The organism is Paenibacillus guangzhouensis (genome assembly GCF_009363075.1).
Taxonomy (GTDB): Bacteria; Bacillota; Bacilli; order Paenibacillales; family Paenibacillaceae; genus Paenibacillus_K; species Paenibacillus_K guangzhouensis.
In genome coordinates this window covers 2,691,451-2,704,583 of record NZ_CP045293.1, presented here as the reverse complement: position 1 = coordinate 2,704,583, position 13,133 = coordinate 2,691,451, and the positions used below count along the sequence as shown (strand labels likewise).

The following is a 13,133-nucleotide window of genomic DNA, read 5'->3' as shown; positions in this document are numbered from 1 at the left end:
ATGAAGGGGAATGAGCATGATACATGTATTTTTAGACGATATTCGCCGTTGTCCTGAGGGATTCGTCTATGCGCGATCGGCTGAGGAATGCCTACTGCTGCTGGAGGAAGCGGACGTCAATATTCTGTCCTTGGATCATGATCTGGGCATCAATCAGCCGAATGGGACACAGCTAGTGAAGCAAATGGTGCTTCGAGGTTTATATCCGCGAGAGATATACTTACATACCTCCAGTTTATCCGGTCGTAAGACGATGTATGAATTGTTCTATCAGAACAAACCCGATCATGTCATCCTCCATAACGGCCCGATGCCGCAATCGGTGTTGACGCGCATTCGAGAGGCTGCCCATGAAAGAAATCAATGAGCAAGATTTACTCGATCGAATCGATCATGTAGACGTGTACAGGCCGTTCGGTCTGTATCTATACACACCGCTTTGTGGGACGTGTAAGGCAGGAATGCGGATGCTGCATGTGGTTGAAGCAATGCTGCCGGATGTCGAGTTGCTACAGATCAATTTGAATTTCTCCCCTCGTCTCGTGGCGAGGTATCACGTACGAAGCGTCCCAGGGTTATTCTTATTCGACCCGAAGAGGAGAGGCGAACCGGTACAAGTCTACGAGATGCGGTCCGTAGAACATTTATTCAACATCATTAAGGATGTGATTCGATGATTTCGATGCAGCACATTAAGCTGAGACGTGAAGAACGACAAATTCTAAATGACATTACGCTTCAAATGAATGAAGGGGAGCATTGGGTGATCCTTGGACGGAACGGTTCAGGGAAGACGACACTGCTCGAAATGATGACAGGCTACATGTTCCCGAGCTCAGGCCAGATTGATGTGATGGGGAATCGATATGGCCAGTGCGATATTCGCGAGGTTCGTAAAAAAATCGGGTATATCAGTCAATCCTTGATGGAGAAATTGACGCTTCGCGATCCTGTCTGGGAAGTGGTTGCTACGGGGGAATACGGATTTCTACGGTTCTATCAGGATATTCCCGAGGAAGTCGTTGCGAAAGCCCGGGGGCTGATCGATGAAATGAAGTTAGGGCATGTCGCGGACAATCCACTTGGAACCTTATCACAAGGTGAACGGAAGAAAATCATGCTCGCACGCGCCTTAATGGCGGACCCGCAAGTCCTCATCTTGGACGAGCCATGCGCAGGGTTAGATCTGTATGAGCGAGAGAAATTCCTTGATCAGATTAACTTGTTGAAGAAAAGAAACATTGCACTTGTCTACGTCACACATCATCTGGAAGAAATCGTACCATTATTTACGCACGTCGCCTTAATCCATCAAGGAAAATTGGTAGCTGCCGGGACGAAAGAATCGGTACTTACCCCTGAAATATTAATACAAGCATACGAAGTGCCTCTTTCACTCGAATGGGTAGATGGACGGCCGTGGATTCGGGTGCAAGGCTTGGAGGTCAATAACCGTTGAATGAACAACTTGAACATCAAGAACAACAGCATGAAATAACATCCAAATGGATCTGTACAGCCAATCATGGCTTTATTGCTTACGCGCAAGAAGAGTTACGCCGCCGTTTCGGACAAGTGAAAGCAATGGTGCTTATTCCGAGCGAAGTCATTCTGGTGACGTTACCGGTGGATGAATCGCAGGTCATCCGTGAACTGCAGACGGATCCGCTTATTTTCTTACGTCATATTCAGCCAGTTCAACAAGAGTTTCTTCTTGCGGAAGCGGGGCAAGAGGAACGAAACGCTGCGATTCTGAGCTTCGTTCAATCGAATCAAGCTCTTCATCGGGGCCAATCGGTTGCGGTTCAGCTTCGTAAAGCGTCGAATGACGCAGGCGCAGTCGACTTAGCTCTTCTGAAGTCAGCGTTGGAAGCGGGATTGAGCGAGTCAGGTATGGAAACCGTCACACGGGATTCTCATTGGATTGTATCGATTTTTGCTGGAAAAGATACCGTTTATGTCGGCATTTCGACGCCAGAAGATAATCTAAGCGATTGGTCTGGCGGGGCATTGCGGTTTCAGCGGGAAGAAGGACAAATCTCGCGGGCCAAATTCAAACTGTTAGAAGCAGAGCGAGCATTTGGTCTGGATCTTGCGAGTTTCTCTGAAGGGCTCGATATTGGTGCAGCCCCTGGGGGATGGACATCGTTATTGCTCGAGCGGGGCTTAAAAGTTACTGCTATCGATCCGGCGGAAATGCATCCTTCATTGCTCGAGAATCGTAGGCTAACGGTGCTGAAGAAAAATGCATCTGAAGTGAAATTCCGCGAATCGCAATTCGACCTCATCGTCTGCGACATGAGCTGGAGTCCAATGCAAATGGTGCGTCTTGTAATGGATTTGTTGTACGCGTTGAGATCAGGCGGTACAGCGATCGTAACCGTCAAGCTCATGCATAAAAAGCCGCTGCAAACGATACGTGATATCAGCGAAAAATTCAGTGAGCATTTGGAAATTCGGCGCATGAAGCAGCTTGTTCATAATCGCGATGAAATCACGTTGTACATGGTGAAATATTAATAGTATTCAATAAAATGAAATTTGCATATGGACAATCTTGGAATAGATGATATATAATGTGTCCAATGCAACTTAATATGAAATGGATAGGGAAAGCATCCCGAAGCCATGAGAATTGACCGATGTGTCGATTGTCATGATTCGAGAGGCTTTCCCTTTTTGTTGTTCCTAGGGAGGTGGACTCGTGAAATGGGAGTCTAGGCTAAGCATTCATCAGGTGCTTGGTGGGCGTTATCGAGTGATGAAACAAATTGGTGAAGGGGGGATGAGTTATGTCTATTTGGTCGAGGATCTGAAGCTTGTCGGTAAGCGTTGGGCTGTAAAGGAGACGAGACTGCAGCAACCGGGAAATGCGGCAGGCGTAGCAGCGGAGGCGGCCATGTTGATTCGATTGAATCATCCGAATTTACCGCAAATTGTCGATTTTCTTGGTCCTGATGCAGAGGGGTATATTTATTTGTTCATGGATTATATCGAAGGGGAGACGCTGGCTGTCGACTTCGAACGTCGGGGACGATCGTTAGCCTTCGATCATATTCTTCGGCTCGGTATACAGCTCTGTGAGGTGCTTCAATATCTACACCAATGCCAGCCGCCAATTGTCTATCGGGATCTGAAGCCTACGAATGTCATGATGGATGTGCATGGTCAGATCCGGTTGATTGATTTTGGCATCGCAAGACATTTCAAGCCGAATCAGGAGGATGACACTGTATGTCTCGGTACCGTTGGTTTCGCTGCTCCGGAGCAGTATACAGGCAAGCAAAGCGATACACGTAGCGATCTTTACGGTCTTGGTGCATTATTGATGCACTTGATAACGGGAGGGCGTACGAGTCAGTTCGGTCAAGCCGGGATGGACGCGATGCCGCAAGAAGTTCCACTGGCTTTTCGGCAATTGCTGAAGCATCTGTTAGATCGAGATCCGAATTTGCGGATTCAAACGGCGCAGGAAGTCCGTGAGAAGCTGGAACAGATTCATATGGAGATGGCCAAAACATGGAGAGGGAATCAACCTGTATCAACCACGCATCGTTGGCGCGGGACAGGCACAATTGCACTTCTGGGTATCGATTCCGGAGTGGGAACAACGCATACTGCAATTATGTTCGCACATTATTTAGCGGCATCCAATCAGCGTGTTGCATGTGTCGAGTGTATGAGGACTGAAGCCTTTTATCGTATTCGATCCATATTCGATGGAGAACCCATCCGACGCTCGGGAGAGCATTTCACCATTCATGGCGTCGATTACTATCCTTATCTCGAATCACGCAGCCTCATCCCTCTGCTCCATACCGATTATGATGTGATCGTCCTTGATCTAGGTGTATATGGGGACAATGCTGCTATGTTCGCCGAGTTTCTACGTGCCAATATATCGTGTGTGGTTGCTTCCGGCGCGGAGTGGAGGCAAGAAGATTTATCCGATTTCATGCGTCGAGCGGGGTTCGCCCATCAAGCTGCCAGCTTCATAGGATTGATTCCCCTTGCGACTCAGCAGACGATTCGAGATATGGAACAGAATTTCATCGTTCCACAGCTGTATGCCATTCCGTATCATGTGGATCCATTCCACATTGACGATATGGCACGAAAGGCCCTCTCGGCTATTCTGCCGATGGAACAGACGCATTCGAATTGGAGGACAGGACTCGGTAAGCTTTTATTCTCAAGAAGGAGCAGAAGGGATGTCAAAAATTAGACAACGGACGAAAAACTTATGGATTGCCGGACTCAGTGGCGCTGCCATCATGGGATGTTTGTTCCTAAGTTATGCCGTGTACTCGCAATTACACGTTCAGAAAATCAAACGGGATACAGAGAAGCAATATGAACAGCAAATCGCTGAACTACAGACCGCACGGCAGGAGCAGCAAGCCAAGATGGGGAACGTATGGGTTCTAAAAGGCAATGTTGCTGCAGGTACGCGTATTTCAGCACAACAGGTAGAAATGCAAGAAATGGAACTTCGTCTTCTTCCTGCGAACGTGGTCGGCACGAAAGAGAAGATTGTTGGAAAAATATCTAAAATCGACTTGTCCGCGAATACCGTTCTTATCCCGTCCATGTTCTACGAAGGGCAAGCAACGCCGAATGATCTTCGAAATGAGCAATTTGCTCAGATCCAACTACCGCTGAATTTGCGTGATCAGGATGTCATTGATGTCCGTATCCAATTTCCAACGGGTCAGGATTATATTGTCTTATCCAAGAAGCGAGTGAAGCGAGTCGCAGGAAATACGATCAGCCTGCAGCTGACGGAGCAGGAAATATTAATGATGTCGAGCGCAATGGTCGATGCATTGATTCACCATGGTTCCATCTATGGACTAACCTATGTTGATCCGGGTATGCAGTCCAGCGCGATTGTGAATTATCCGTCGAATGCGGAAGTGCTTGCATTGATTGAGACTAATCCCAATATTGTGGAGGAAGCGAAGACGGCTCTCGCGAAGGTGGCGCGGAAGAAGCTGGAGACAGCACTTGCTGAGCAGCAGATGCGTTATAGCAATCTAACACTTGGACCATCTACGACGCCTCAATCGGTGGTGCAGAACGAAGTTCAATCAACGACATCGGAGACGTCGCCAATTGATAACCGAGATGACGGTGTGTTAACGAAAGAAGAGCAGACAAAGTTATTCGAGCAAGCACCGATACCTAACGATGACGCAGGGAGTGATCAATAATGCGCCAAGTGATGGTCATCGGCAGCTGTGAACAGAGTGATTTCTTACTATTAGCTTGTAAAGTGTTATCCCGTGCTGATGGACGTGTGCTCTTCATCGATGGTTCCAAGTCAAGGAGCACCACGCATTATATATCCTCACTTCTGCATGTCGGGGAGATCGTCGAATTTGAAGGGTTTGATATCGGCGTTCACTTTTCAACGGTTGCCGATGTGTTGAAGTGGTTGGCAGAGCAAGATGAAGATGCGTATGAATATGTCATTTTTCAATCAGATGATCGGAGTTTTTATGGAGGATGTTCTCTTGAGGGGATGGATGCACATGTTATTCTAACGCAGTTCGATAAGGGGAGCATCCAGCGTAATGAACAGATCCTTACAGATTTAAGGTTATCCGAGAGACCTGTGATACCGTTCATCGGACTCTATGTCCCGTATGTCGTATGCAGCATTCAAGAAGAGTACATCGAGGAGAAATACAATAAGCTTGCAGTCCAATGGTCTGAGGAGAAGGTCCGGATACCTTATGATGAGCGATTGTATGAACGATTTATTGATGGGCAGTTCGCGGAGCGGTTGAATCTGAGGAAGTTGCCCCGGGCTTACAGACGACAAATCATTTCATTCATTCAGCGTATATCAGGATTAGAGATGAAACAAGTAAAACAAGCATATCGCATGGCTGGAAGGAGATGATGACATGGGCAAACAAGTGGTCTTCTGGGGACCGGTTCACGGTCAGATGGGGACGACATCCAATTGTATTTCTGCAGCTTGTATGATCGGATTGGAATCTCCAATTCGAACGTTAATAGGTAGCACACAAGGCTCCTATTCTATGATTGAATCAGTCGTATTGAAGCCCTCGGAATATACCGTGAGAGAACCATTTCAACGGTCAGGATTAGATGCGCTAGAGCGGCTAGCGCGGAATCAGCGACTGAACGCGATGAATTTATCTGACTACAGCACACCTCTGTTATATCAAAGGCTGGATATCCTTCGAGGTTCACAGCGCAAGATGGCTCAGGAGGACGCCGTCGATACGGAGGTGTGGGAAGCCATTCTGGGTCATGCCAAGCAAGCGTATGATCTTGTCATACTCGATGAGAACAGTGGAATCGGGCAGATGAGCACACAGCAGATGATTCAGACATCCGATGTGATCGTCATCAATTTGAACCAGAATGCAGCTATTCTGGAGCAGTTTAGTAGCGATGAGGGACTTATGCAGCTCCTTCAGACGAAAACTTGTGTCTATGTCCTTGGACAATATGAGACAGGGTCTAAATATACGGCGCGAAATATCGCGCGTAAATATAAGTTCGTACAAGAGTTATGTACCATTCCGCGATGTGTCGATTTCATGGATGCATGCAATGATCATAGTGTACTAGAGTTCGTGCTGCGACATCGGAATGTAGGACCCCGGCATCCGAATTATATATTCATTCAAGAAACGAGGAGATTGGCGAATACGATTCTGAAGCACGCTGGTGTGGATGCTGAGTTTTTTTGCGAGAAAGGGGCTTGATACATGGATGGATCTCAAGTGATAAATCTGGGACTAATCCTGTTGATTATTGTGATTATAGGTGTGCTGTTGTATTTGAAGTTGTCGAGTCCAGAAATCAAGCAGATCTCGGAACAGTTGCCTTCGCAAGTCTTGCAGGACCAACAATTCACAATCGCACAAATGACAGCCTACGTCAGGGAGTATCTTCATGAGCATGTGAACGAGAATATTTACGCATTAGGATTATCAAGTGAAGAACTTAGACGACGGAATAACAAACGATTGGAGCTGCGCCGCGCGCTGAAAGGATGTGTGTACGGGGATCTTCAAGATAAGCAATTCGTCAAGGATTTAATCTATGATTTGCTTGTGACAACCTATGGACTGAATGAACGCAATATTAACCAAGTGATTCCTTTTGAAGAGGTTGATCGGTGTACGGCTCAGGACTTATTCGAAATTATTCTTTATTGGTACAAAGGGGATGTTGGCCTTAATGCACTGTCATCATTAATACAAACCTATCAACTGGATGCGCTGAGATTGCTTCATGATGAACCGGGAACGGAAGGGTATCGGATTACAGCCGAAGATATACGCTTTATCTATCTCAATGAATATCGACCGTTAACTTTTGAGCAGAAGTTGCATATCATCGTTCAACGCATTTATCAATCTTACAAGGGGTTCAGCGTGGTAGATGAAATTCGCGACATGCGCATTGATGGCGTGTCTGGAGGCGTATCGGGGGTCTCTGGATCGATCTCATTCTTGCATTTACAAGAACAAATGACGGGCAGGAAGAAGGGATTAGCTTTCCAAGACGATGTACCGAGATCTTATGATAGCGTATGGATCTTCTACAAAGGGAAATCGATTCACTTATCATTTCTTAGTTTTGGATCGGAAATTGAATTGAAGCGGGTATGTCAGAACATTTACAAGTACAATAATCCCGGTCAATTATCAGAGACGGTAGGGTATAAAGTGAATGAAATGAAGGACGGGTCACGTATTGTTGTCGTTCGTCCGCATTTCGCAGAATCATGGGCATTCTTTGTGAGAAAGTTCGATATTCCGAATGCTTCGCTCGAGTCCTTAATTCTGGATCCGAATGCGGAGCTGGTGATCGATTTACTGAAGTATTTGATGAAAGGCGCAAGAATCACGGCGATTACGGGGCAACAGGGAAGCGGTAAGACGACGCTGCTCATGGCACTTGTTAGACATATTTATGGAACGTTGACCCTTCGCGTTCAAGAAATGGCGTTCGAGCTGCATCTTCGGAAAATATATCCACATCGGAACATTCTTAGCTTCCGAGAGACGGATCATATTCGAGGTCAGGATGGGCTGGATGTTCAGAAGAAGACGGACGGAGCGGTTAATATCATTGGCGAGGCCGCAACTGATCCAGTAGCTGCATGGGTCATTCAATCTTCTCAAGTGGCAAGCTTGTTCACCCTGTTCACGCATCATGCGAAGACATTTAATGATCTTATCTTCTCTTTGCGAAATTCGTTGCTCAAAATTGGGGTTTTCTCCAACGAGCGGATCGCAGAGCAGCAAGTGGTTCGTGTCATTGGCTTCGATATTCATCTTCGTATGGATCGCGATGGTCGTCGATTGATTGAACGTATTACAGAATGTGTGCCATCGGATGATTTAACGAGTGAGAATACATACGAGGCTTTCAATATCGTAGAATACCGAGATGGTGCGTATATCGCTGGCAACAGATTATCGGATCACAGCGTGCAAGCGATGACAGAACTAATGTCTGAGCAGGATGCTGTAGACTTTGCCGCCTTCCTGAATAAGCATTGGGGGGAATGTCGTGGAGCATAAATCAATCCTACTACTCATTGTTGGGTGCTCGTTAATGCTAGCAGCCATACTCGCCATCATCTATCGTGTTGTTGAGCGTAGACATCGGCGCATGCATCCTGGGCAGGTTCGCTCCAGGCAAGTATGGGATCGATTGCATTCAAAAAGATGGCATGAGCAGTTAAGTAGGATCTACCAGCAGTGTTACTTTACTTTTGGACGAATTCCCTTGCTCCGGCGATATGTGAGCAAAATTCGTCGACGAATTGCTAGCATCCATGCTTATGATGAATGGACGATGCGACGTGAAACGATCCATATTGTGCTAACAACACTGTTGTTGATGATCCTCACCTTGGGACTACTCCTGCTTTTGCATCAGAGCTTAACTTCATTAGTCATGATGTGCCTTACTTTCCTAATTCTTAACAATATGATCATTGATATGTTCGTTCACCGTGTAGAGAACCGACTGTTGAAGCAATTTGTTCATTTTTTGGGGGATGTCCGACATTACTATCACGCTCACGGCATGATCGAAGAAGCGATCTGGGATGCGTCCGAGCAGGCAACACATGAGACAGAGCAGCATGGCAAGAAGATTTATGACATTCTTACATCTGCGGAGGCCGACGTGCGATTGGAGCAATATTATGAAGTCGCTCCGAATCGTTTTTTGAAAGGCTTCGCAGGAATTTCACATCTGATTTCAGAGTATGGAGATAAAGTTCTTACATCGGGTTCGCTGTATCTCAATGCACTCTCGAAATTGACGCAAGAGGTGCAATTGGAACTGCTTCGACGGGAGAAGCTGAGTTATTTGCTTCGAAGCTTGACGATCATCGCGGTGGCCCCTGTACTATTTACCGATCCCATTGAGCGATGGGCGAAAGATCATTTTGCCGTGATGGCGCAATTCTATGACTCGAAATTTGGGATGATCATGAAGGCGATCGTCTATCTTGCGATCATCATTGCTTACGTTCTGCTTCGCAAAATTCAGGAGAACGATGAAGGACGATTTGCTAGGTCCAAGCGGAAGAAGAAGTGGGAGAAGGCATTCTATTCGATTCCTTGGATTCGGTTTATCGTTGATCGGCTTGTCCCACCGATTTTCTCTAAGCCCTATGAACACATAAAGAATCTGCTCAAAGACGGGAACGCTCCGATCCCGATGGAATGGCTGTATTTGCATCGTTTGATCTATGCTGTTGGCACTGGAGTCAGCGTTCTGATGTTATGCTGTTATCTTCACATTGTTGGAAGCGATCAAATCCTAAATGGGATGGACAACCCTGGCATGATGTTAGGGCAAGTCGATGCGCAGTCACAAGAGAAGGCGAATGAAAGGCTGGAACTCGAGCGGAAAATTACACTAACCATGAAAGATGAACATGAATTTGTGTACGAGAAGGTTGCGGGAGCCGTGGAACAAAGTGAAGTAGCGTTCAAAAATGAAATAGAAAAGAAGAGTGTTGTACAACGTATCGTCACAAAGATCGAGCATCTGAGCGATGAATATGTGAAGTGGTGGGAGGTGCTGATTAGTTTTTTCATTGGTTGGCTCGCTTATTATATACCGATTGCACTCCTCTATTTCCAGCGACGGATGCGGCAAATGGATTTGAAGAACGAAGTTGATCAATTTCATACCTTGATTGGTATTCTGTGTGAGTTGGATCGCATCTCGGTTGAGAACATTCTTGAATGGCTTGAACGTTTCTCGGAATTATTCAAAGAGCCGCTTCAACGGTGCCTACTCCATTATGAAGCAGGAGCGGAGCTTGCGCTAGAGGAGTTGAAGGAAGAAGTATCTTATATTCCATTTATTCGAACGATTGAGAAATTTATGCTTGCTGTCGACAAAATTCCGATCCGTGAGGCATTCGATGACCTGGAATCGGAGCAATCGTACTACCGTGAGCTCAGAAAGCAAGAAATGGAGCGCGTATTGGATGCGAAAGCGAACTGGGGTCAGATGATCGGCTTTACGCCGCTCTATGCACTGATCTTCTTGTATCTAGTTATCCCGCTCGTGTATACGAGTATGAATCAAATGCAGAACTATTATGATCAAATTCAAAAACTAAATTAGGAGTTGGTAAAGATGGGGAATGCACAGAAAGCGCTAGTGATGGCAGCAGGTATTTTTTTGGCAATCGCATTGATTACAATCGCGGTGGTGCTATTCATTTCCGCACAGGAAGCGACAAAGACCGCGCAGAACAATTTCTCGAATATCCAGACAGAGCTCTCACAGACGGCTTTTACCGTATACGATAATACGGTTGTGAGCGGGTCGCAAGTAGTGAATGCATTAAGAAAATTTTCGGATAAAGATCAATTCGGGATTCAGATCATGACAGGGAAGAATCGTTCAGGATCCTGGTATGGGAAGACGATTGATACAACGAGTAAAATAGATGACCCTAACTATGGATCCGTAGTAGACAATATTCCTCCTACCGGGAAAATGGCAGAGGCGATTGATGAAGCAAAGCCGGACTATGTGAATCCGAGTGGGAAGTTCAGATCGAAGATTGTTATGGATAGCAGTAATGTCATTCGTGGCATTATATTTATTCAGAATTAAGGCTGAGTGAGCAAAAAGGGAGGTCTTCTAGCCCCCTCTATTGATTAGAAAGGGTGCCTATCTATGGATGAACGTGTCAGGCACATGATCGAGGTTGCCGTTGCAGTAATCGTTCTTCTCGTTGTAATAGATTTATTCATCGTATCGAATCAAATGACACACAAAGGGCTGCAGCAAGTCTATGAAGTGAACGCATGGAATGATCGCGATTTGAGGACAAGTATCAAGTCGGAGGGAGATTATGATGTAACGGGTGCTGATATTATTTCGGTGATCGGTTCCATTGCGCAATTCGATGTTCCCATTATCGTTGAGGGTAACCGATATGAGCCTGGAAGCTCAATGGAGGACATGGACTTGTCAGTCATTATCGTAGAGAAGCGATACACCGAAAGGGTTGAGAGAAGCTCCGATGGCGCGATTCAGGCGATCATTTATGAATCTTGACAGGAGGATCGATGATGATAAATTCGATCGCAAAGGTCGCTGGGCTGCTGCTAGCCGTATTATTGTTATTCGTGTTTCCGAATCAAGAATTATATCAAAGGCAGGATGATATCTCATCGATGTTGGTCTATAAGAGTGTCACAAACTTTGTTGATGCAGCAAGAGATATCGGTTATGTTACACCCCAAATGTACAATGACTTTTTTGATGAGCTAGCGATCACAGGGAATACGTATGATATTCAAATGGAACATCGTCAAAAGCGGTATGACCCCGTGTATCTCGACCCAATGGATCCAGCAACATTTCAGGATGATGTCCTCTTGCATTACGAGTATCACGGTCGCGGGGAGATCCTTGCCATCTTATTTCCGGACAATGCGAAAACAAAGGATGATGGATCGAGACGGTATGTTATGAATATTGGTGATTATTTTGCAGTGACCGTAACAAATACGAATCGAACAGCAGCAACCGTTATGATGGATGCACTCACTGGAGGATGGTCAGGGAATCCTAAGATTGTAGTTCCGTACGGAGGTCTAATCCGCAATGAAGATCACTAAATTGGCAATCATTTTTGTGTTAATTGCGTTTCCTTTTACTTGGCTAAACAGGCTGCACGGTTCAGAACAGTCCTATAATTTATTCACGGAGACATCTTACAATGCGATGCTCGATACGGCAGTCGATGATGCAGCTTACGCATTGCAATCGAAGTCCAAACAATCCGAGCAGTATGCCGGGTACGACTCGGACAAAAGGTATAGTCTGGATGTTCAGCTAGCAGCGAGTACATTCTTTAATACGATCTTTCTTAATATGAATGCTACTGAAGATCAAACGCTGCAAGAAGTAATCAAACATTATATCCCAGCTGTTGGGGTCATAGGCTATGATGGGTTTAGCCTGTTTACGGAAGAAACGTACTCGTCTTTAGGACAGACCTATAATAAGCATATAATGAGGCCAGTGAAGTCTTATACGCATGTAGATGAAGAAGGTAATGTGATTCATTTCACGCTAGATGATTATGTTGTCATCTATCAACCAATGACGAAGCATTGGTCACGTGGATACCGACAGGAGCTGCAGAATCATACCAATGTACCCCTCTTGAGGGATGGGCAGTTATTCGATGCTGTTCGTCGGCAGGCGATCATCGAGCGTATACAATATGAACTTGCGAATGCTATTAACAAGCATAATGAGATTGCGAGAAGGAATGGGATTAGCTATACATTTACACTCCCGACGATACCCGATGAAGAGTGGCAGAACAGCATCAATGATGTCGGTGTCATAGCACTTATTCAAGGTCTTCCCATTGGGAGTGGGGTGTATAACAACTACGCACTGGGCGGATCGCGTATTCTCAGAGCTTCGCTATACTACGGGGTGATGAAGAACGGTATAAAATATGCTTATCCTAGCCACTGTACCTCCGCTAATCCGGATAAAGTCTTCACCTCACCTAAAGGTGCTGCGAAGGAAGGATACATTCCAAAACGATGCTAGTGCAGCGAGACAAATACTAG

14 protein-coding genes are annotated in these 13,133 nt (G+C 45.8%); all 14 read left to right on the top strand.

Annotation, left to right across the window (positions count from 1 at the left end):
* Positions 1-16: 16 nt before the first annotated feature.
* Positions 17-367, top strand: a complete 351-nt coding sequence (locus GCU39_RS12055) for a cyclic-phosphate processing receiver domain-containing protein (protein ID WP_152393733.1) — start codon at positions 17-19, stop codon at positions 365-367.
* Positions 351-677, top strand: coding sequence for a thioredoxin family protein (locus GCU39_RS12050; RefSeq protein WP_152393732.1), 327 nt, complete (start codon positions 351-353; stop codon positions 675-677). Before GCU39_RS12055 ends, GCU39_RS12050 begins: the two co-directional genes overlap by 17 nt.
* Positions 674-1,459 (top strand): ABC transporter ATP-binding protein, encoded by a 786-nt coding sequence (locus tag GCU39_RS12045; RefSeq protein ID WP_152393731.1) that lies wholly within the window; start codon positions 674-676, stop codon positions 1,457-1,459. Before GCU39_RS12050 ends, GCU39_RS12045 begins: the two co-directional genes overlap by 4 nt.
* Complete coding sequence (locus GCU39_RS12040) at positions 1,456-2,520, top strand: 23S rRNA (cytidine(2498)-2'-O)-methyltransferase RlmM (RefSeq protein WP_152393730.1); 1,065 nt, start codon at positions 1,456-1,458, stop codon at positions 2,518-2,520. Before GCU39_RS12045 ends, GCU39_RS12040 begins: the two co-directional genes overlap by 4 nt.
* Positions 2,521-2,704: 184 nt before the next feature.
* The gene (locus GCU39_RS12035; protein ID WP_152393729.1) at positions 2,705-4,225 is read left to right on the top strand and encodes a serine/threonine protein kinase; all 1,521 of its coding nucleotides are present in this window, start codon (positions 2,705-2,707) and stop codon (positions 4,223-4,225) included.
* Positions 4,212-5,213, top strand: a complete 1,002-nt coding sequence (locus GCU39_RS12030; RefSeq protein ID WP_193726892.1) for an SAF domain-containing protein — start codon at positions 4,212-4,214, stop codon at positions 5,211-5,213. Before GCU39_RS12035 ends, GCU39_RS12030 begins: the two co-directional genes overlap by 14 nt.
* Positions 5,213-5,908, top strand: a complete 696-nt coding sequence (locus tag GCU39_RS12025) for a hypothetical protein (protein ID WP_152393727.1) — start codon at positions 5,213-5,215, stop codon at positions 5,906-5,908. The genes GCU39_RS12030 and GCU39_RS12025 overlap by 1 nt, the downstream gene beginning before the upstream one ends.
* Before the next feature lie 4 nt (positions 5,909-5,912).
* Positions 5,913-6,746 carry a hypothetical protein gene (locus GCU39_RS12020; RefSeq protein ID WP_152393726.1) on the top strand — a complete coding sequence of 278 codons (834 nt, stop codon included), beginning with the start codon at positions 5,913-5,915 and terminating at the stop codon, positions 6,744-6,746.
* 3 nt (positions 6,747-6,749) lie between these two features.
* Complete coding sequence (locus tag GCU39_RS12015) at positions 6,750-8,576, top strand: pilus assembly protein CpaF (protein WP_152393725.1); 1,827 nt, start codon at positions 6,750-6,752, stop codon at positions 8,574-8,576.
* Positions 8,566-10,650 (top strand): hypothetical protein, encoded by a 2,085-nt coding sequence (locus GCU39_RS12010; protein ID WP_152393724.1) that lies wholly within the window; start codon positions 8,566-8,568, stop codon positions 10,648-10,650. The genes GCU39_RS12015 and GCU39_RS12010 overlap by 11 nt, the downstream gene beginning before the upstream one ends.
* Before the next feature lie 12 nt (positions 10,651-10,662).
* Positions 10,663-11,148, top strand: a complete 486-nt coding sequence (locus GCU39_RS12005) for an ABC transporter permease (RefSeq protein WP_152393723.1) — start codon at positions 10,663-10,665, stop codon at positions 11,146-11,148.
* 63 nt (positions 11,149-11,211) lie between these two features.
* Positions 11,212-11,595, top strand: a complete 384-nt coding sequence (locus tag GCU39_RS12000; protein WP_152393722.1) for a hypothetical protein — start codon at positions 11,212-11,214, stop codon at positions 11,593-11,595.
* A gap of 11 nt (positions 11,596-11,606) precedes the next feature.
* Positions 11,607-12,161, top strand: a complete 555-nt coding sequence (locus tag GCU39_RS11995; RefSeq protein ID WP_321575637.1) for a hypothetical protein — start codon at positions 11,607-11,609, stop codon at positions 12,159-12,161.
* Entirely contained in the window at positions 12,148-13,113 is a 966-nt protein-coding gene (locus GCU39_RS11990) for a hypothetical protein (protein WP_152393721.1), read from the top strand. The genes GCU39_RS11995 and GCU39_RS11990 overlap by 14 nt, the downstream gene beginning before the upstream one ends.
* Positions 13,114-13,133: the final 20 nt, after the last annotated feature.